The sequence below is a fragment of the Homoserinimonas flava genome (assembly GCF_054969005.1).
The window spans coordinates 1061244-1081787 of sequence record NZ_JBUEQS010000001.1; the positions used below are offsets into that span (position 1 = coordinate 1061244).

The following is a 20544-nucleotide window of genomic DNA, read 5'->3' on the forward strand; positions in this document are numbered from 1 at the left end:
GGCTGCGGCCCGCCCCACTTAGCTTCCCGCCCGCGGAGCGAGATCCAGTCGGGACGCGTAGAACGTGAGGCGGAACTTGCCGATCTGCACCTCGGAACCATCGGTGAGGGCGGAAGAGTCGACTCGCACCCCATCGAAATAGGTGCCATTGAGCGAACCGAGATCGCGGATCTCAAACGCGGTCCCCGACCGCACGAACTGTGAATGCTTGCGAGACACCGTCACATCGTCGAGAAAGATATCGGCCTCGGGATGCCGACCCACCGTCGTGACGTCTGAATCGAGGAGAAAGCGAGCCCCGATGTTTGGCCCGCGCCGCACAATGAGGAGCGCCGAGCGGGACGGCAGAGCACCAACGGCCTCGAGCTCTTCTGGCGAAACATCCCCGCTGAGTGCGGCGAGCTGTGCCTCGAACTCTGGCCCGAAGTGGGCAGTCGTGTCGGTCGCACTTGCGACCGGTCGATCGACCGCGACGGTGTCACTCGAGACCGGATCGCCCGACGGGGCTCCGGTCGAAAAGGGACGTCCGGCGGTCGGGTCGTGCTGCGATGGCGCCTGATCGACCATGTGAACCTCCCTAGCTCGTTAGCGATCCAGCGTATCGGATTCCGAGCCCGCGACGGGAGACGAAATTGCGATCACCCTGGCCGCTTCTCGTGCATACACGACCGCCGCCCACCAGTACAAGAACGCGCCCCACAGCCCAAACGCCCAGCCCAGCGGGTCGGCGACCGGCGCGGCCGCCGGCACAGCCTGCCCGAGCATGAGAAGCGGGAAGGCGTAGAGCAGACAGAACGTCGCGAGCTTTCCCAGATGATGCACGGGAAGAGGCCCGAAGCCGTGGTTCGCGAGCACGACCCCGATCACCGCGAGAACGACGTCACGGGCGAAGACGATCCCAACGAGCCACCACGGCAGCACATCGCGCATCGCCAGACCGAGAAGCGCGGCAAAAATGAATAGGCGGTCGGCGGCGGGGTCGAGAAGCTGGCCGAGGCGGGTGATAAGCCCGAAACGCCGGGCAATAACCCCATCAAGAAAGTCGGTTGCACTCGAGACCGCCAGCACCACGAGCGCTGCGACATCGTCGCCCCGCACCACAAATACGAGGAAGACCGGCACCATCAGCAGGCGAAACATGCTGAGGAGATTTGGGATCGTGAAAATCCGGTCGCTCACAGCGTCTCGCGCCTCACTCTCCACGCGCATGAGTCTACCGATGTGGCATCCGGATGCGGCGGCGCGCGTGGCATCTGCGGAACCAACGGATTCGTCGGAGTACCCTCGAAGGCATGTCGTGCATCCGCTTCAACACCCCGGCCCAGCGCCAGGCGATGCGAGCGCACGCCCCAGCCATGATCACCGCCGAAGAAGCCGCTCGCCTGCACCCGGCACCACCCGTGACCGAGAGCAAGATTCGCCGCCTGCGGCTGCTCGCCGCTGACCGCAACCCCCGCATTCGAGAGAGTGCCGCGAGCAGTCACCACACGCCCGCCGACGTCTTTGCGGTGCTCGCGCGCGACCCAGACGACGGCGTTCGTAGCAGCGTCGCCCGCAACGAGCACACGCCGTGCGATGTGCTGAGGAGCATGGCCGACGATCGTTCAGAGACCGTGCGCGGCTGGCTCGCCGTCAACTACTTCGTTCCGAGCGATGTCATGGAACGCCTTGCCGAAGATCCCAGCGACACGGTGCGCAAGCTCGTGCGTTGGAAAGGCACCCTCATCGACGCCTAAGCGCGCCTACCCTCACCTTCGAGTGCCATCGAAACGACGAGTTCCATTGAAACGGATGTGGTTCGGGATCGCGCGGATTATCGCGGCGATCACCGCCGTCATCGCGCTCATCGGCGACATCAACTTCACCATCGGCACCAGCCCGTTCGCTATCACCAACTTCTTCAGTTACTTCACGGTGCAGAGCATGATGCTCACGGTCGTGGTGCTCGTGATCGGCGCCGTGAATGCGCTGACAACGGCGCGCGACCCCGTTTGGCTTGACCAGGCGCGGGCACTCGCAACCACCTACGTCACGGTCTCTGGAATCGTCTTTGCGCTCATTCTTGTGGAGGGCACAGCCCGCGGGGTGCCCGTGTGGTCACCGTGGTCGAGCCAGCTCCTCCACTTTGTCATCCCCGCGTATGCGCTCCTCGACTGGTGGCTCGCACCCGGTCGAGAGGTGCCGTGGAAGACCCTCGCGTTCGTCATGGTCTTTCCCGGCGCCTGGGTCATCTACACGATGGTGCGGGGTGCCGAGGTCTATTGGTACCCGTACTTCTTTCTCGACCCGGCCATCGTGGGAATCCCGATCGAGCTCGGGCTCTACCTGCTCGCCGTCGTCGCCGTCTTCACAGCAACCGTCTCAGCGCTTATCGCAGTCAGTCGTCGGCATCACTCGCGGGCGACGGCGAAACGAACGACTCGTCGAGGAATGGCTCCAGGCTCGCGAGAGCCGCATCGAGCAACTCCTGATCGTCGTACTCGGCGAGATGCGCAGCAGCCTCGCCCCCAATGATGCCAAGGAGGATCGGCTCGCCCGTGTGCGGCATGAGGTTAATCCAGAGCGGAAAATCGGTGTCGCCGTCGATGACCGACCAGACCGTGGCATCCGTCGACCAGAACGGCGTCTCGAACCGCACGACCACCTTGTCTTGTAGGCCCATGCCGAGCGCATTCACCGCGCCACGATGCGAGAAGGGCAGCGGGGGCTCGAACTCGATCGAACCTGCCTTGAGCACTCCGAGCGGCGCCGTGACAATCACACGGTCGGCCGAGTAGGACTCGCCCCGAACCAGCCTGAGGCTCACCCCGCGCTCGGTCGTCTCGATGTGTGACACGGTGCTCGACGGCAGGATGTCAATGCCGTCGAGCTCCCGTGTCACGAGCTCATCGAAGCCCCCCGTGACCAGCTCATCCCCCTCCGAAACCACTGGTAGTGGCTCGGTGAACCATGACGACAACTCGTCGGCATCGGCGCCCCCTCCGAGAGCGACATCGGAGAGCACGTGATTCTCAAGAAGATCGGCATCAGAGATGCCAAGGTCTGACGGCGACGAGCTCACATCGCCCTCGCCGGAGGCGACAATCGCGTCGGCAATCGAGAGGTCGGAGAGCTGAGCGGATGCCCACTCTCGCGCCGCAGCGACGGCGTCGGCCGCCAGCGCACTCGGTTCGACCACGGCACCGGCGGCCGTGCGTCGCTCAACAAGTGCGGCACCTGAGTCGACGGAGACGGTGGTGATTCCCGCAGCAGCGAGAGCGGTGGTCACCGAATTCGTGCCTGCATCATGCACGACCCCGGCGCCGAGCTCAATGGGGATCGGCCAGCGATCGTCGCTGATGGAGTGGATGCGCCCGCCGGCGCGATCCCGGCCCTCGATCACGACGACATCGAACCCTTGATCGGTGAGGATGCGGGCGGCAGTCGCGCCAGCGAGGCCGGCACCGACAATCGCAATGCGCTCACCCGGCTCTGCCCGCTCGACAATGTCGAACGCGGCGCGACGACCGGACACCCTGGCGCCCTGCACGGTGCCGGCGCCGACGATCGCCGTGTGCTCGCCAGCGAAGAAGAGCCGATTGTCGACCGGTTCGCACAACACCTCACGGTGCTCATCCGTTGATCCGACGGCCTGGTAGCTAAACGAACCCCGCGACAGCGGATCGGTGCCCCACGAGGTGCGTTCGAAGGCAAGCGGCTGGGGCACCCGAGACTGCGTCGGTGGCACCGTCGGCGTCGGCTGCGGTGCCGGTTCAGAGCACGCCGATACCGCGAGTAGTGTCAGCCCGGACACCGAGCCGACGATGAACGTGCGCCGCTTCATTGTCATCCTGCCGCCACTGTATCGCCGCCCGATGCGAAGCTCCAGCGAGCCACGCGGCTACGCTGGGTTGCGTGGAGTCAGCAAGCGCACGGGTCGACAGCTGGCTGTGGGCCATCCGGGTGTATAAGACGCGATCGGCCGCGACCTCCGCATGCCGCGCGGGACACGTGCGGGTCGGCGGGGAGCGTGTCAAGGCAGCACAGTCAGTGCATCCGGGCGACGAAGTGCGGGTGCGCATCGCAGGATTCGATCGCACCTTCATCGTGCGTCGCCTCATCGTCAAGCGAGTTGGCGCCCCCGAGGCAGCCACCGCCTATGACGAAACGACCCCGCCACCCCCGCCCCGCGAGGAGCGGCCACTCGCCCCCGTACGCGATCGCGGTGCCGGTCGGCCGACAAAACGCGAGCGCCGCGAGCTCGAGCGCCTGCGTGGCCGACTCGACGAGCAGACCGCCCCGGAACCCGACTAGCTTGCTACGACAGCAGTGCGCTCCGGGAACACCAACGGGTGATTGCCGGCGATGGTCTCGAGCACGCGGATGACCTGACGGCTGTAGCCGAACTCGTTGTCGTACCAGACATAGAGCACGAGATGCTTCTCGGTGCTCAGGGTCGCAAGCCCGTCAACGATGCCGGCGCGGCTCGTGCCGACGAAGTCGCTCGATACGATCTCCGCCGACTCGACATAGTCGATCTGCTGGCGCAGCACTGAGTGCTGAGCGAGATCGCGGATGTAGTCGTTGACCTCATCGCGTGGCGCCTCCTGTGCGAGCGTCAGGTTGAGAATCGCCAGCGACACATTGGGGGTCGGCACACGGATCGCGTTGCCCGTGAGCTTGCCTGCGAGCTCGGGAAGCGCCTTTGCGACGGCTTTGGCGGCACCAGTCTCGGTGATGACCATGTTGAGTGACGCCGCACGGCCACGACGATCGCCCTTGTGGAAGTTGTCGATGAGGTTCTGGTCGTTCGTGAACGAGTGCACTGTCTCGACGTGCCCATGTACGATGCCGTAGCGGTCGTTCACGGCCTTGAGCACCGGCGTAATGGCATTGGTCGTGCATGATGCGGCCGACAGGATCGTGTCGTCCGGCGTGATGGTGTCGTGATTGATGCCATGCACGATGTTCTTGAGCTCGCCCTTGCCCGGTGCGGTGAGGAGCACCCGCGCAACACCGGGGCTCGCGAGATGCTGTGAGAGCCCCTCGGCATCGCGCCACCGGCCCGTGTTGTCCACGACAACCGCGTTCGTGATTCCGTAGGCGGTGTAGTCGACCTCGGACGGGCTATCGGAGTAAATCACCTGGATGAGCGTGCCGTTGGCGAGGAGCGTATTGTGCTCCTCATCGACCTCAATGGTGCCCTCGAAGGGGCCGTGCACCGAGTCCCGCCGAAGCAGGCTCGCGCGCTTCAGCAGGTCATGCTCTGAGCCTCGCCGCACGACAATCGCACGGAGTCGCAGTCCGCTCGCTCCCCCACCCTGGTGGGCGATGAGGATGCGAGCGAGCAGCCGACCGATGCGCCCAAAGCCATAGAGCACCACATCGACCGGGTCTGCAGCATCCGTCGCACGGTCGCCGACGACAGGCGCCAGCTCGTTGCGGAGGAACTCAAGCAGTTCACCGCCCTGCCGTTCGTGGCGCACCAGCAGGCTCGCGATATCGATCGACGCCGGGCCGAGCTCAAGCGTCGTGAGCGCCTCGATCACGGGCAGCGTGTCTTCAACAGAGAACTGTGTGCCCTGACGGCTGAGATTGTGGGCCTTGAGCACGCCGATCGCGGACTTGTTGATGAGCCGCCGACCGTGAATCGAGGTGACGACCCCGTTATCACGATAGAGGCGACCGACCAGCGGAATGATCGCCTCGGCGATCGTCTCCCGCTCGCTCCATCGCTGCAAGTGCTGGTCGGAATCGTGGCCCATCGTGTCCCTTCAGACATGGAGAAAGGACGGGCCACAGCGGCCTCGACGCCCCCCAATATTCTAGGGGCGGAATGAAACCACTGAGCTACGCAGCTCGCACGATGGCGAAGGAGTGCGCGGCGAGCGTCAGCCCGCTCGCATCGACGGATGCCGCGGCATCCGTCGGCACCGGCGCGAAGCCGAACACCACTTCGCCGGGCAGGGAGGGCAGGGTGCGCGCTTCGTCCGCGAAATTCATCGCCACCGAGAGTTCGCCGCGGTGCAACACGAGCCACCGCGCCTCGGCGTCGAACTCGACGCGCACACGGTCGAGGCGCGGATCAGTGAACTGCGGATGCCGCCGCCGCAGCACAGCGAGGTCACGGTAGAGCTCGAGCATCCTGACGTGTTGCGGATCGTCGAGTTCACTCCAGCGGAGTTTCGAGCGTGCAAACGTCGCGGGGTCTTGCGGGTCGGGCACGACCGACTCATCCCACCCCATGCGGGCAAACTCACCGATGCGGCCCTTCGCGGTCGCCTCGCCAAGCTCAGGCTCAGGGTGCGAGGTAAAGAACTGCCACGGCGTGGAGGCCGCCCACTCCTCGCCCATGAAGAGCATGGGGGTGAACGGCCCGAGCAGCGTGAGTGCCGCCGCAATGCCGAGCTGGCCGGCGTCGAGCTGCGCCGTCAGCCGATCACCGATCGCGCGATTGCCGATCTGGTCGTGGTTCTGCGAGGCCACGACGAGGCGCCAGGCCGGCATCCGCTCGACATCGATCGGCCGACCGTGCGCCCTGCCCCGGAATGACGAAAACGTGCCATTGTGAAAGAACCCGTGCCTGAGCACCTTGGCGAGGGCGTCGAGCGGCGCGAAGTCGGCATAGTAGCCACTGGTCTCGCCCGTGAGCGCGACATGCACGGCGTGATGGAAGTCATCGCTCCACTGGGCGTCGAGCCCCATACCGCCAGCGACGACCGGCGTGATGAGCCGCGGATCGTTGAGGTCGGATTCGGCGATGAGCGTGAGCGGTCGCCCTGCCGCGGCGCTGAGGGCAGCGACCTCGCCCGCGAGCTCCTCAAGCAGGTGCACCGCGCGATGATCGACGAGGGCATGGACGGCATCGAGCCGCAAACCATCGACGCGATAGTCGCGCAACCACATGAGCGCATTGTCGATGATGTATCGCCGCACCTCGTCGGAGTCGGGACCGTCAAGATTGACGGCGCTCCCCCACGTCGTGCCCGCCTCGCTGAGATACGGACCGAACTCCGGTAAGTAGTTGCCGCTCGGGCCGAGATGGTTGTAGACGACATCCTGGATGACGCCGAGACCAGCACGATGGCACGCATCAACAAAGCGCTGGTAGGCGGCGGGGCCGCCGTAGCCATCGTGCACCGCGAACCAGCCCACGCCGTCATAGCCCCAGTTGTGCTCGCCGTTAAAGGCGTTGACGGGCAGCAACTCGACAAAATCGACGCCGATCGACACGAGATGGTCAAGGCGCTCGAGGGCGGCATCGAGCGTGCCCTCCTCAGTGAAGGTGCCGATGTGGAGCTCGTAGATCGTGGCACCCGCGAGCTGGCGACCTGACCACGCGGCATCCGCCCACTCGTGCGCAGCCGCGTCAAACACCCTGGAGAGGCCGTGCACGCCGTCTGGCTGATGCCGTGACCGCGGGTCAGGAAAAGGCCCGCGACCATCAATGCGAAAGCCATAGTCGAGCGTGTCGACCGGGGCCTCCGGATGCCACCACCCGCCATTGCCGCGCACCATCGCCGCCGCGCCGCCGGGATGCACGAGCTCGACCCGCGCTGCCTCGGGAACCCACACCTCGAACGCGTTCTTGCTCACCGTCATCGCGCCTCCCCCGCAGGCCAGTCACCGGCCGGACGCAGCAGCGCGACCGGATACCTGGCGAACAGAGTATCGAGCCGCACGGTGCCCCCGTGGTTGGTGCCCGTGAACTCATCGACGAGGCCATCCGGGAGGGTGATCGTCGTGTCACCCCATCCGCCGAGAGCCTCGAGCCCGAGCGGGAGCCGCATCGCGACCGTGACGGCACCGCCGCGGTCAAACGCGAGGACATGCGCGGCCGCCACACCATCGGCGAAGAGCGGCTCGTACCCGGTAAAGAGCTCCTGACGGTGCCGACGCAGGCGGAGTGCCCGCGAGGTCACGAGCAGCTTCGCCGCCCCCGAATCGTCGATCACCGGCCGCTCGCCCTCATCGAGCCGAGCGAGCAGCGCACGACGGGCTGCGAAATCGACGGGACGACGGTTGTCGGGGTCGACGAGTGAGTGCTCCCAGAGTTCGCTGCCCTGATACACGTCGGGCACGCCCGGAATCGTGAGCTGCAGCAGCTTTGCCGCGAGAGCGTTGCTGCGGCCGGGGGGCGTGAGACGTGCCACGATTCCGCCGACAATCGCCGAAACCTCGGCGTCATCGAACGCCGCATCGACCAGGGCGTGCATCGACGACTCGAACGCGGCATCCGGTGCCGTCCACATCGTCGAGGTGCCCGCCTCACGCGCCGCCTTCTCTGCGTAGGCGTGGAGGCGCTCACGCGACGCCGGCCACGCGCCAACAATTGCCTGCCAGAGCAGATTCTCGAACGGCGCGTCACCGAGGGGCGCGAGCTCGCGCAGACGCGAGAGCGCGGCATCCCACTCCTCGGGAATCTCGGCGATGACATCGATGCGCGCCCGCACATCTTCACCGCGCTTCGTGTCATGCGTCGACAGCGTCGTCATGGAGCGCGGATGCGACGCCAACCTCACGGCCTGACGCGCGTGAAACTCCTCCGCCGTGATGCTGAAATGCCCTGGGTCGCCGCCCACCTCGGCGAGCGAGGCGAGCCGGCTGAAGCGATAGAACGCGGTGTCTTCAACACCCTTCGCCATGACCATGCCTGAGGTTTGCTGGAAGCGAATGGCGGCCGGATGCTCGGGGTCGCCGAGCACGGGAGCGAGCGCATCGATCGCGAGCCCCAGATCTGGGCGACGACGACGCGCCTCGGCGAGCGCGGCATCGAGCTGATCGCGCCCGCTCGGCAGGTAGGAACGGTAGACGGGAAAGGTGGTGAGCACCTCGGCGAGCGCATCGGGATCTGCCCCAGGGATGAGCCGCGCCAGCCGCAACACCTCGGAACGCAGGATGCCGTCGGCGATGCCACGCTTGCCATCGTGGACCAGCTCGGACCAGGCAACCTCGCGCCCCTGGAGCCGCGCTTCGAGCGCATCGAGCGCCGGTCGCCCGGCAGGGTCGACCAGCACGCGGTCAATGTCGCCAAGCGCGTCGTAGCCGGTCGTGCCGTCAACAGGCCACTCCGCTGGCAGCGACTCGTCGCCCTCGAGGATCTTCTCGACGAGCAACCAGACATCGCCTGACGCCCGGCGCAGCCGCTCGAAATACCCGAGCGGGTCGGCAAGCCCGTCCGGATGATCGACCCGAAGCCCATGCACGAGCCCCTCCCGGACCCAGCGCAAAATCTCGCGGTGCGACTCGTCGAACACCCACGGCACCTCGACACGAATGCCAGCGAGCGAATTCACGGCGAAGAAGCGACGGTAGTTGAGTTCAGCATCAGCACGACGCCAGTGCACAAGCTCGTAGTGCTGGCGCGCATGCACCTCACGCGGGTCATCGCCCTCAGTGCCAGGATCGACCGGGAACTCGTGCTCGTGATAGCGCAGCACCCCGTCGCCCAGCGTGAGCGCCGAAAGCCCGTCCCCCTCTGGTCCATCATCGCCGAGCACCGGAATGCGGATCCGGTCGCCGCCCGCAGCCCAATCCACGTCAAACGCCTCGGCGTAGAGCGAATCCCTGCCGTGGGTCAACAGATCCCACCACCAGGCGTTCTGCCGCGGAGTGGCGACACCCACATGGTTCGGCACGATATCGACGATGATGCGCATGCCGCGGGCTGCGGCATCCGAAGCGACGGCGGCGAGCGCTGCGGCATCGCCCCTGGCCGGGTCGACCCTGCTGTGGTCGACAACGTCGTACCCGTGGTCGGAGCCAGGCTCGGCGACGAGCAGAGGCGACAGGTAGAGCCAATCGACGCCGAGGGTTTCGAGATAGTCGGTCACCCCGCGAACCGCGTCGAGATCGAACGACGGCCGCACCTGCAACCGGTACGTCGAAGTTGGATGCTGCGGCTCGGTCACCTGGCCACCTGCGGGATTGGCGCCGTCACCGCGGCCGCGAGTGACGCAGCCACCGAGTGGTCCGGTCGCTCCGTCGGGGCGCTCCACGCGCGCATGACGACGAGCGAGCGCGCTGCAACGCTCTGGCGGGCACCGGCCGGACGCGCGATGGAGTCGACCTCTTCGCCCGCCGTGTCGACGACGATCTCCCACTCGGGCGAATACTCCTCGGCGGGCAGCGTCACCTCGACATCCTCACCGGCGGCGTTGAAGTACACGAGAAAGTTGACGTCGCTCACACGGCGGCCCCTGGCATCCCGCTCTTTGATGCCGTGCCCGTTGAAGAAGACGCCGACGCTGCGATTGAGCGTCTCGTCCCAGTCCTCCGGCTGCATCGGTTCACCCTCCGCACCGAGCCACACGAGGTCAGGCAGGGGTTCGCCCTCACCGCGGCGCACCGGCCGGCCATGGAAGAAGCGACTGCGACGGAACACGGGATGATCGTGACGGAGCCTCGATACCGCCGCCGTGAATGCGACGAGCGGCTGGTCGGCCTCCTCCCAGTGCATCCAGGTCAGCTCCGAGTCTTGCGCGTAGCCGTTGTTGTTGCCCCGCTGTGTGCGGCCCATCTCGTCGCCGTGCGAGAGCATGGGAACCCCCTGCGAGAGCAGCAGGGTGGCAATGAAGTTGCGCTGCTGGCGCGCGCGGATGGTGAGCACCGCTGGATCGTCGGTCGGGCCCTCCACTCCGCTGTTCCATGAGCGGTTGTGCGATTCACCATCGTTGTTGTTCTCGCCGTTCGCACCGTTGTGCTTCTCGTTGTACGACACGAGGTCGGCGAGCGTGAAGCCGTCATGCGCTGTCACGAAGTTGATGGATGCGACGGGGCGGCGGCCCGAGTGCTCGTAGAGGTCTGCCGAGCCGGTGAGGCGCGACGCGAACTCACCGAGCGTCGACACTTCGCCCCGCCAAAAGTCGCGCACCGTGTCGCGGTATTTGCCGTTCCACTCGCTCCACTGGGGCGGGAAGTTGCCCACCTGGTAGCCGCCAGGGCCGATATCCCACGGCTCGGCGATGAGCTTGACCTGCGAGACCACCGGGTCTTGCTGCACGAGCTCGAAAAACGAGGAGAGACGGTCGACGTCGTAGAACTCACGCGCGAGAGTCGCCGCGAGATCGAAGCGAAACCCATCGACGTGCATCTCGGTGACCCAGTACCGCAGCGAATCCATGATGAGCTGCAGCGAGTGCGGTTGGCGCACGTTGAGACTGTTGCCGGTGCCCGTGTAGTCGGTGTAGTACCGCTTGTCGTCTTCTTCGAGGCGGTAATACGTCTCGTTGTCGATGCCCTTGAAGCTCAGCGTCGGCCCGAGATGGTTGCCCTCCGCCGTGTGGTTGTAGACGACGTCGAGGATGACCTCGATGCCGGCGGCGTGAAGATCGCGCACCATGCCCTTGAACTCCTGCACCTGCTGCCCGGAGTCGACCGTCGCCGCATATTCGCTGTGCGGGGCGAAGAATCCGATCGTGTTGTAGCCCCAGTAGTTGGCGAGGCCCTTCTCCTGCAGCGTGCCGTCGTTGATGAACTGGTGCACTGGCATGAGCTCGATCGCCGTCACACCGAGGTGTTTGAGGTGCTCAATCACGGACGGGTGTGCGACGCCCGCATACGTGCCGCGCATCGCCTCGGGGACATCAGGATGCAGCATGGTAAGCCCCTTGACATGGGCTTCATAGATGAGGCTCTGGCTGTAGGGGGTGCGCGGATGCCGGTCCCCGCCCCAGTCGAAGAAGGGGTTGGTGACGACGCTGAGCATGGTGTGCGGTGCCGAGTCGTCGTCGTTGCGGCTGTCTGGGTCGCCGAAGTTGTAGGCGAAGAGGGCCTGGTCCCAGTCGATGGTGCCGTGGGTGGCCTTGGCATAGGGGTCGAGAAGGAGCTTGTTGGGGTTGCAGCGCAGGCCCTCGCTCGGGTCCCACGGCCCGTGCACGCGGTAGCCGTAGCGCTGGCCAGGCTGCACATCTGGCAGGTAGCAGTGCCAGATGTGCGCGTCGACCTCAGTGAGTTCGACGCACGTCTCCACCCGGGCGTCGTCGAAGAGACACAATTCGACGCGATCGGCGACCTCGCTAAAGATCGCGAAATTCGTGCCACTGCCGTCGTAGCTTGCGCCGAGTGGATATGCCGAACCGGGCCAAGTCTCCATGCGCTCACGCTATTCGCTCCCGGGCCACGCCCACAGTGCTCGCGGCAAACTCGCGGTGAATGGCGTTTGCCACCTGCTATATGCGATCCCGGCGCGGCCCCACCTGTCAGGAGGCGAGCGATGCGATGAGATCAAAGCCGTAGCGGTCGACGGATGCCGAGGTCGCCGAGAGCACGATGACGGCAGTGCCAGCCTCACGGTCAAGGCCCATCCAGCTGCGGAACCCCCCGGTGCCACCGTTGTGCCACGTCACGAGGCGACCCTTCGACTCGATCGTGAGCCAGGCAGCCCCGATGCGCACCGCCGGGCCCGTCATGTTCATGACCGGGTCGAGCGCCGCGACACCGGGGGCGGTGCCGTCGAGGAGAGCGACCGCGAGTGTCGCCATGTCGTCGAGCGTCGAGCGGATGCCCCCGGCCGGACCAACGGCCTCGCCCGTCCACGCCTCCCGCGGCTGGCCACGCGCTGCGCGCCCGAGGAGATCGTGCTCGCCAAGCTCGGCTGGAGACCCAAGGACACCGAACGAGGTCGTGCCCAGTCGCTCGGAGAGACGCTCCCGTAGCAGTGCCGAGTAGCTCATGCCCGCGGCCGCGGCGACCGCGTGCCCAAGCAGTTCGAACCCGAGGTTCGAGTAGTTCGGCCTGCGGGTCGGCTTCGCCTCGGCCCGGCGCGCATCGACGAGCAGCTCCTCGAGCGACTCGCCATACGGGTTTGTGCCATGCCGCCAGAGATCGATGCTCCGCTTCAGCAGCCCGGGCGCCGGCGCGAGACGCGGCAGGCCGGAAGTGTGGGTGCTCAACGAGGCGAGCGTGACCCCGCCGGCCGGGCTGCCCTCGAGCGGCAACAGCGCACCGAGCCGGGTCTCCGGGGCGATATCGCCGCGCTCGACCGCATCGACATAGAGCAACCCGGTCACACCCTTCGAGATCGACCCGATCTCGAAACGGGATTCCAAAGGTGCGCCGAGCACCGCGGTGCTTTTCACCCCGCCGGTGACCGTCGCGACCGCCGCGACCGGATGCCGCCGCCCGAGCCGCGAACGCAGGAGCTCGGCGAGCGCCGGGTCGCCCGCGGCATCCGGAGTCTGCCCCATCGATGGCCTCAGTAGATGAAGATCGGCAAGAAGGTGCGGTCATGTGCGTGCACGAGCGCGAGGAAAAGCACGAGATCGAACAGCAGGTGCACCGAGACGACATACGTAAACGACTTGGTGAGGCGGAACGTGTAGCCCTGCAGGAGCGCGAAGGGGAAGGTGAGGAGCGGGCCCCACGCCTCGTAGCCGATCTCCCAGAGGAACGACGAGAACATGACCGCTGTAAGCACGTTCGCGAGCCACACCGGGAAGTGCCTGATGAGCAGCGTGAAGACGGTGCAGATGAAGAACAGCTCATCCCAGATGCCCACCGCGTTGACGCCGATGAACAGGCGCCAGAAGATCGTGGGATCGGAGGAGGCATCCGGCCAGTTCTGGTAGACGCCCGTGCTGATGAGGTAGACGGGCAGGATGAGGTAGCCGAGCACGACAACGCCGAGGAGGTAGAGCCTCGCCGTGAGCGACCACTTCTGACCCGTGAACATGGGGAACTTGATGATGCGCTCTTTGTAGACGTAACGCGAGACCACCCACGGCACAATGACGGCGAGCGCGAGCACCGTGCCCATCGCCGCCATGTGCCCCAGGCTGAGGTCGGCATTGAGCGGCACCGTGCTGATGATGAGCAGGCCGGCCGCGATGAGCGTGAGGTGTTTGAGGAGCTCGCGGTCGACGGCGAGCGCCGTGAGCAGGCCGGCCGCGATCGTCGCGTAGCCGAACGGGGTTTGCACACCGAAGAGCAGCAGCGCCGAGATCGAGATGAGGGCGGTGGGCAGAAGCTTGCGGGCGTATGGCCCTCGCTCGGTCTCGATGGTGGTCACCGTTCCAGCATGCCCTACCCGAGCATCCGAAGTCCTTGCCGGGCTTCGCGAATGAGGTGTTTTCGGCGAGATGACCCCGCCGCGGCAGGCTCATCTTGCCGAAAACCCCTCATCGCCGCGTGCGCCGGGCTGGGAAACGCCCCAGCGAAGTTGAGCCGTTCTTTCTGTTGCGTTGTTCGAACATATGTTCGAAACTTGCAGCATGACCCTGCTCGCCGATGCCCGCCCCACCCCGATGCCCGCCGCGGTATCGGAGCTGCAGGCGCGCATCCGGCAGATGCAGGCCACCAAGCTCGCCGAACGCTCGCTGCCCATGCTCGAGGCGGTGCGCGCGATCCTCCCAGAGGGGCTGCGACCTGGCGGCACCTACTCCGTCACAGGGTCGACGAGTCTCGCCATCGCCCTCATCGCCGGCCCGTCCCGGCAGGGCGCATGGTGCGGTGCGCTTGGCCTGCCCACCCTCAGCACGGAGGCCGCCGCCGAACTCGGCATCGACCTCGATCGTCTCGTGCTCGTGCCCAGCCCCGACACGCGCTGGATGGCGGTCGCGGCCGCCATGACCGATGTGCTCGACATCGTCATCGCCGCTCCCCCGGCCCGCATGGCTCCCACCGAGGCGGCGAGGCTCGCCGCGAGGCTGCGCCAGCGCGAGAGCACCCTCGTCGTGCTCGGCGACTGGCCCCACGCCGACGCGACCCTCCGCGCCACCGCGAGCACCTGGTCGGGGCTCGGGGCTGGCCACGGGCACCTCACCACCCGACGGCTCCGCATCGAGGTCACCCCGAGGGGCGGGCGGGAACGCACGCGAACCCTCACGCTCCCCATCGCCACCGACACCACGGCACACCATGACGAGCCGAGCCCGCAGGGGCTGCGCCTCGCCCCAGAACTCGCGGGCTGACCATGCACGAGCCCTCGACCATGCACGAGTCGACCATGCACGCGCACTCGACCATGCGCGCCATGGTGACCTGGTTCGCCGACTGGCCGGTGGCCGCCGCGAGGGCGAGCGAGGGGCTGCCGCCGACGGCCCCCGTCGCCATCATCGACAAGGGCCTCGTCATCGCCTGCTCGGCCGAGGCCCGCAGCGAGGGGGTGCGCCGCGGCCTCCGTGTGCGGGAGGCCCAACTGCGATGCCCAGAACTCACCATCACGTCCTATGACGAGACCGCCGACGCCCGCGCCTTCGAACCGGTGCTCAGCTCCATCGAGCAGATCATCCCCGGCGTCGAACCCCTCCGGCCAGGGCTCTGCATTGTGCGGGCGCGCGGTGCCGCGCGCTACTACGGCGGCGAGCGCCAGGCGGCCGCCGCCCTTCTCGACCGCATGCTCGACGATGACCGCCCCACCGCATCGATCGGCATCGCTGACAGCCGCTTCGCCGCCGAACAGGCCGCCCACCTCGCCACCCCCGGTGCCGACGGGCACCGTGTGCTCATCGTGCCGCCAGGGGCCTCCCCCGCCTTCCTCGCCCCCATGCCCATCGAAACCATGGGCGAGCCCGAGCTGAGCCCACTGCTCCGTCGACTCGGTGCCCGCACGCTCGGCGACTTCGCGGCCCTCGAGCCCTCTGATGTGCGAGCCCGATTCGGCGAACAGGGTGCGCTCGCCCATGCACGCGCCGGCGGGCTCGACCACCAGCCGATCGTGCCGCGCGTGCCGCCCCGCGACTTCGACGCCGCCATCGACTTCGAGCCGCCCCTCGACCGCATCGACCAGATCGCGTTCGCACTCCGCACGGTCGCCGAACGGTTCGCGGGAGGATTCACAACCGCCGGGCTCGTCTGCACCGGCATCCGGGTGCAGGTCACGACCGAACGCCACGCCGTCTCTGATCGCGAATGGAGCCACCCGCGCTATTTCACGCCGGCCGACGTGGTCGACCGTGTGCGCTGGCAACTGCAGGGCGACGGCACCGACACGGGACTCGATGCGCCCATCGCCCGCGTGCGTCTCAGCCCCTCCCAGGTCGACGCGATCGGCAATCACGAGGACGGGCTCTGGGGTCGCAGCCCCGATGAACGCATCCACCACGGTCTCTCCCGCATCCAGAGCATGCTGGGGCACGAGTCCGTGCTCACCGCCGTGCCGGGTGGCGGTCGGCTGCTCACCGAACGGCGCGTGCTCGTGCCGTGGGGCGACGCGCCACCCTCCGCAGCCCGCCTCGCCGCCGACCGGCCATGGCCGGGAAGCCTGCCCGCCCCGGCCCCCGCGACCATCTACGAACCGCCGCGCGCCGCGAGCGTGCTCACGGCGGAGGGTGTGGCTGTCGGCGTCGACCGGCGAGGCCGCGTGAGCGGTACCCCCGCCTGGCTCACGTTCGAGCCACCCGCCAGGCGTCGCGTCACGGCGTGGGCGGGGCCGTGGCCCATCCGCCAGCGCTGGTGGGACCCGGTGCGGGCGCGGCGGCTCGACCGGTTCCAGGTCGTCGACGATCACGGGGACGGCTGGCTGCTGCTGCTCGAACAGCAGCGCTGGGTCGTCGAGGCCCGCTACGACTGACCGACACCGACACCGACACCGAGAAGAGGGATGAGAAATGGGGTGGAGCAACCCGCCGGTGACCTGGGCTGAGCTCGAGCGCGCACTCTCCGGCGAGCGCCTGCCGCAGACACGGGTTGCCGCCGCGCCGGTGGCCGAGGCATCCGTAGCGCTCGACGCGCCCTTTGAACCGTCGGTCCCCTACGCCGAGCTTCACGTGCACTCCCACTTCAGCTTTCTCGACGGCGTCTCCTCCCCCCAGCAGCTCGTCGATGAGGCCGTGCGGCTCGGGCTCCACGGGCTCGCCCTCACCGACCATGACGGCTTCTACGGCATCGTGCGTCTCGCCGAAGCCGCCGAGGGCACCGGCCTCGCGACCGTGTTCGGCGCCGAACTCTCGCTCGGCCTCAGCGCGCCGCAAAACGGTCACGCCGACCCGGAGGGCGAACACCTGCTCGTGCTCGCGAGGGGCGAAGAGGGCTACCATCGGCTCGCCGGGGCCATCACGACCGCGCAGCTCGACGCCGAGGCGGAGAAGGGCCGCCCCATCTACGACCTCGACGAGCTCGCGGCCACGGCCGACGGCCACTGGGTCGTGCTCACCGGATGCCGCAAGGGCTCCGTGCGGCAGGCGCTCGTCGCCGAGGGTGAGGCTGGGGCGACACGTGAGCTCGACCGGCTCGTCACCCGCTTCGGGCACGACAACGTCATGGTTGAACTCTTCGACCACGGCGGCCCCCTCGACACGGAACACAACGACACCCTCGCGCGCATCGCCGCCCGCAGCGGCCTGCCGACCATCGCGACCAATGCGGTGCACTACGCGACGCCGGAGGAACATCCGCTCGCCGCCGCCGTCGCCGCCGTGCGCGCCAGACGCAGCCTCGACGACATGGATGCCTGGCTGCCGTCGAGCGACGGCGCCCACCTGCGGAGCGGGGCCGAAATGGCGGAACGGTTCGCGCGCTACCCCGGTGCCGTCGCCCGCACGGTCGAGCTCGCCGAGCAGCTCGCGTTCCCCCTCCGCGCCGCGCGGCCCAAGCTGCCGAAGCAGGACGTGCCCGACGATCACACCCCCATGTCGTGGCTGCGCGAGCTCGTGCGGCTCGGCACGCTCGAGAAATACCCGAACGCCGACGAGTCGGTGCACGAGCGGCTCGAGCAGGAGCTCCGTGTGATCGAGGCGAAAGACTTCAGCGGCTACTTTTTGATCGTGCACGACATCGTGCGCTTCGCGAAGGGCCGCGGCATCCTCTGCCAGGGTCGTGGCTCGGCCGCGAACTCGGCCGTGTGCTACGCGCTCGGCATCACGGCGGTCGACTCGATCTTCTACGGGCTGCCCTTCGAACGCTTCCTCTCGAGCCTGCGCGAGGAGGAGCCCGACATCGACGTCGACTTCGACTCCGACCGGCGCGAGGAGGTCATCCAGTACGTCTACGAGAAATACGGTCGCCGCAACGCCGCCCAGGTCGCGAACGTCATCAGCTACCGACCCAAGAATGCCGTCCGCGACATGGCGAAAGCGCTCGGCTTCAGCCAGGGGCAGCAGGATGCCTGGTCGAAGCAGGTCGAACGCTGGCACGACATCGGGGGCGGCCACGACATCCCCGCCCCCGTCGTGGACCTCGCCGAACGGATGCTCAAGGCCCCCCGCCATCTCGGCATCCACTCCGGCGGCATGGTGCTCACGGAGCGGCCCGTCGGCGAGGTGTGCCCCATCGAGCACGGCCGCATGGAGCGTCGCACCGTGCTGCAGTGGGACAAAGATGACTGCGAGTGGATGGGGCTTGTGAAGTTCGACCTGCTCGGGCTCGGCATCCTCGCCGCCATGCAGTACTGCTTTGACCTCATCGACGAGCGCCTGAGCGATGAGCATCACAGCGAGCGGTGGACTATCGAGACGCTGCCGCGCGAGGAGCAGGGGGTCTACGACATGCTGTGCCGGGCCGACGCCATCGGGGTGTTCCAGGTGGAGAGCCGCGCGCAGCTCGCGACACTCCCCCGGCTCAAGCCCCGCTGCTTCTACGATCTCGTCGTCGAGATCGCGCTCATCAGGCCGGGCCCCATCCAGGGCGGGGCCGTGCATCCGTACATCCGTCGCCGCACGGGCGAGGAAGCCGTCACCTACCTGCATCCGCTCGTCGAACCGGTGCTCAGGCGCACCCTCGGGGTTCCCCTGTTCCAGGAGCAGCTCATGCAGATGGCGGTCGCGGTCGGGGGCTGCTCGGCGGAGGACGCCGACCTGCTGCGGCGCGCCATGGGGTCGAAGCGCGGCATCGAGCGCATCGAATCCCTCAAGGCCAAGCTCTATGCGGGCATGGCGGGCAACGGCATCACGGGCGCGACCGCCGACGATGTGTACGCCCGCATCGAGGCTTTCGCGAACTTCGGGTTCGCGGAGTCGCATTCGCTGAGCTTCGGTGTGCTCGTCTACGCGAGCTCGTGGCTCAAACTGCACTACCCCGGCGCGTTTCTCGCGTCGCTCCTCCGCGCCCAGCCCATGGGGTTCTACTCACCCCAGACACTGGTGGCGGATGCACGGCGACACGGTGTCACGGTGCTGCGGCCCGACATCCTGCACTCCCTCGCCGAGGCGACGCTCGAACCGCTCGGGCCGGATGCGGGCGGTACCAATACAGCGGCGACGGGCTCTGACGCCTGCCTCCGTTTCGAGCAGCCACCCGTCGAGCCCTTCGATCGGGCACGCCCCGACCCCATTGACCATCGCCGCGATGGGGCCTTCGCGGTGCGGCTCGGGCTGGCCGGTGTCACGAGCATCGGCGCGAAGCTCGCGGAGCGCATCGTCACAGAACGCGACGAATCCGGCCCGTTCCGGGATCTCGCCGACCTCGCGCGGCGGGTCGGGCTCACGAGTGAGCAACTCGAAGCCCTCGCCTCGGCCGGTGCGTTCGACTCGCTCGGCATGTCACGGCGCGCAGCCCTGTGGGATGCGGGGGCGGCCGCGCAGGAACGACCAGACACCCTCGAGGGCAGCGGCCTAAGCATCCAGCCACCCCTGCTGCCCATGCTCTCGCCAGCCGAACAGGTCGCCTACGACCTGTGGGCGACCGGCATCTCGACCGATGACCACCCGGTGCGTCACATCCGAGGCCACCTCGAGGCGCGCGGGGTGCGGTCGATCGCGCAACTCGGCGGCGAAGAGTCGGGGCGCCGGGTCGAGGCGGGCGGCGTCGTCACCCACCGGCAGCGGCCGCGCACCGCGAGCGGCATGACCTTCCTCAACATCGAGGATGAAACGGGCATGCTCAACGTCATCGCGAGCAAGGGCGTGTGGGCCCGCTATCGCCGCGTGGCGAGGGAATCGCCGGCACTTATCGTCCGCGGCATCCTCGAGCGTTCACCAGACGGGGTCGTCAACCTCGTCGCCGACCGCTTCGAGACGCTCACGATGCCCGTGCGCACGTCGTCGCGCGACTTTCGGTGACCGGTCGCAGAAATTCAGCGGATCCCACGCAGAACTCAGTCGACGGGGGTACCGTCCACAGCGTCACGACCAGACACCACCGTCTTAGGAGACACCATGACCACCCACGAAACCCCCTTCGCCACTGAGGAGGACCTGAAAACGATCGCGGAGATCGTGCGCGAATCGAAGGTTGCCCTGCTCACGACCATGAGCGCCAATGGCCACCACCACAGTCGGCCCCTCGCCGTGCAGGACTTCGATTTCACGGGCGAACTCTGGTTCTTCACGCAGGACCCGAGTGACAAAGTCGATGACATTCGTCGCCATCCCCAGGTGAACGCGGCCTTCCAGTCAGGCAAAGGCTTCTTGTCGATCGCCGGCACCGCCGAGGTCGTGCACGACCTCGGCCGAATCGAGGAGTACTGGAGCCCCGCCGTCGAGGCCTGGTTCCCGGAGGGCAAAACCGACCCGACGCTCGCCCTCCTCCGCGTGCGACCCGAATCGGCCGAATACTGGCACACGAACGACCCCGGCCTTGTGTCGGCCTTCAAAATCGTGAAGGCCGTCTTCACTGGCGACCGGCCGGATGTCGGGGAGAATCGCACCGTCGAACTCTGAACACCGTCGCGCGCGGATACGCGGTGCGGTC

At 67.3% G+C, this 20544-nt stretch carries 15 protein-coding genes and 1 pseudogene; 7 read left to right on the forward strand and 9 right to left on the reverse strand.

Annotated elements, in window-relative coordinates:
* Positions 1-18: 18 nt before the first annotated feature.
* Together ACY48M_RS05025 and ACY48M_RS05030 are read right to left on the reverse strand one after the other, a co-directional pair.
* The gene (locus ACY48M_RS05025) at positions 19-567 is read right to left on the reverse strand and encodes an FHA domain-containing protein (protein ID WP_462819129.1); all 549 of its coding nucleotides are present in this window, start codon (positions 565-567) and stop codon (positions 19-21) included.
* 18 nt (positions 568-585) lie between these two features.
* Positions 586-1179: a CDP-alcohol phosphatidyltransferase family protein gene (locus tag ACY48M_RS05030; protein ID WP_462819130.1), complete on the reverse strand. Its 594-nt coding sequence runs from the start codon at positions 1177-1179 to the stop codon at positions 586-588.
* Positions 1180-1292: 113 nt separating this feature from the next.
* Here ACY48M_RS05030 and ACY48M_RS05035 point away from each other — a divergent pair, with 113 nt between their 5' ends.
* Both ACY48M_RS05035 and ACY48M_RS05040 read left to right on the forward strand, forming a co-directional pair.
* Positions 1293-1736 carry a hypothetical protein gene (locus ACY48M_RS05035; RefSeq protein ID WP_462819131.1) on the forward strand — a complete coding sequence of 148 codons (444 nt, stop codon included), beginning with the start codon at positions 1293-1295 and terminating at the stop codon, positions 1734-1736.
* 190 nt (positions 1737-1926) lie between these two features.
* A pseudogene (locus tag ACY48M_RS05040) lies at positions 1927-2322 on the forward strand (Pr6Pr family membrane protein); the annotation flags it as partial.
* A 55-nt stretch (positions 2323-2377) separates the two neighbouring features.
* On the opposite strand, the gene ACY48M_RS05045 reads toward ACY48M_RS05040, so the two are convergent.
* Positions 2378-3829, reverse strand: coding sequence for a flavin monoamine oxidase family protein (locus ACY48M_RS05045; RefSeq protein WP_462819132.1), 1452 nt, complete (start codon positions 3827-3829; stop codon positions 2378-2380).
* 65 nt (positions 3830-3894) lie between these two features.
* On the opposite strand from ACY48M_RS05045, the gene ACY48M_RS05050 reads away from it, so the two are divergent.
* Positions 3895-4293 carry an RNA-binding S4 domain-containing protein gene (locus ACY48M_RS05050; RefSeq protein ID WP_462819133.1) on the forward strand — a complete coding sequence of 133 codons (399 nt, stop codon included), beginning with the start codon at positions 3895-3897 and terminating at the stop codon, positions 4291-4293.
* Here ACY48M_RS05050 and ACY48M_RS05055 read toward each other — a convergent pair.
* The 6 genes from ACY48M_RS05055 to ACY48M_RS05080 all read right to left on the reverse strand — a co-directional run bounded on the left by ACY48M_RS05055 (position 4290) and on the right by ACY48M_RS05080 (position 13978).
* Positions 4290-5744, reverse strand: coding sequence for a glyceraldehyde-3-phosphate dehydrogenase (locus tag ACY48M_RS05055; protein WP_462819134.1), 1455 nt, complete (start codon positions 5742-5744; stop codon positions 4290-4292). The genes ACY48M_RS05050 and ACY48M_RS05055 overlap by 4 nt on opposite strands.
* An 85-nt stretch (positions 5745-5829) precedes the next feature.
* Positions 5830-7581, reverse strand: coding sequence for a malto-oligosyltrehalose trehalohydrolase (gene treZ / locus ACY48M_RS05060; protein ID WP_462819135.1), 1752 nt, complete (start codon positions 7579-7581; stop codon positions 5830-5832).
* Complete coding sequence (treY, locus tag ACY48M_RS05065) at positions 7578-9890, reverse strand: malto-oligosyltrehalose synthase (RefSeq protein WP_462819136.1); 2313 nt, start codon at positions 9888-9890, stop codon at positions 7578-7580. Before treY ends, treZ begins: the two co-directional genes overlap by 4 nt.
* The gene (glgX, locus tag ACY48M_RS05070) at positions 9887-12073 is read right to left on the reverse strand and encodes a glycogen debranching protein GlgX (RefSeq protein WP_462819137.1); all 2187 of its coding nucleotides are present in this window, start codon (positions 12071-12073) and stop codon (positions 9887-9889) included. Before glgX ends, treY begins: the two co-directional genes overlap by 4 nt.
* Before the next feature lie 106 nt (positions 12074-12179).
* The gene (locus tag ACY48M_RS05075) at positions 12180-13166 is read right to left on the reverse strand and encodes a serine hydrolase domain-containing protein (RefSeq protein WP_462819138.1); all 987 of its coding nucleotides are present in this window, start codon (positions 13164-13166) and stop codon (positions 12180-12182) included.
* An 8-nt stretch (positions 13167-13174) separates the two neighbouring features.
* The gene (locus tag ACY48M_RS05080; RefSeq protein ID WP_462819263.1) at positions 13175-13978 is read right to left on the reverse strand and encodes a CPBP family glutamic-type intramembrane protease; all 804 of its coding nucleotides are present in this window, start codon (positions 13976-13978) and stop codon (positions 13175-13177) included.
* Between the two features lie 211 nt (positions 13979-14189).
* Here ACY48M_RS05080 and ACY48M_RS05085 point away from each other — a divergent pair, with 211 nt between their 5' ends.
* The 4 genes from ACY48M_RS05085 to ACY48M_RS05100 all read left to right on the forward strand — a co-directional run bounded on the left by ACY48M_RS05085 (position 14190) and on the right by ACY48M_RS05100 (position 20513).
* Positions 14190-14888, forward strand: coding sequence for a hypothetical protein (locus ACY48M_RS05085; protein ID WP_462819139.1), 699 nt, complete (start codon positions 14190-14192; stop codon positions 14886-14888).
* 20 nt (positions 14889-14908) lie between these two features.
* Positions 14909-16489 carry a DNA polymerase Y family protein gene (locus ACY48M_RS05090; RefSeq protein ID WP_462819140.1) on the forward strand — a complete coding sequence of 527 codons (1581 nt, stop codon included), beginning with the start codon at positions 14909-14911 and terminating at the stop codon, positions 16487-16489.
* 37 nt (positions 16490-16526) lie between these two features.
* Positions 16527-19913, forward strand: coding sequence for an error-prone DNA polymerase (locus tag ACY48M_RS05095; RefSeq protein WP_462819141.1), 3387 nt, complete (start codon positions 16527-16529; stop codon positions 19911-19913).
* Between the two features lie 96 nt (positions 19914-20009).
* Positions 20010-20513 (forward strand): pyridoxamine 5'-phosphate oxidase family protein, encoded by a 504-nt coding sequence (locus tag ACY48M_RS05100; RefSeq protein WP_462819142.1) that lies wholly within the window; start codon positions 20010-20012, stop codon positions 20511-20513.
* Positions 20514-20544 lie beyond the last annotated feature (31 nt).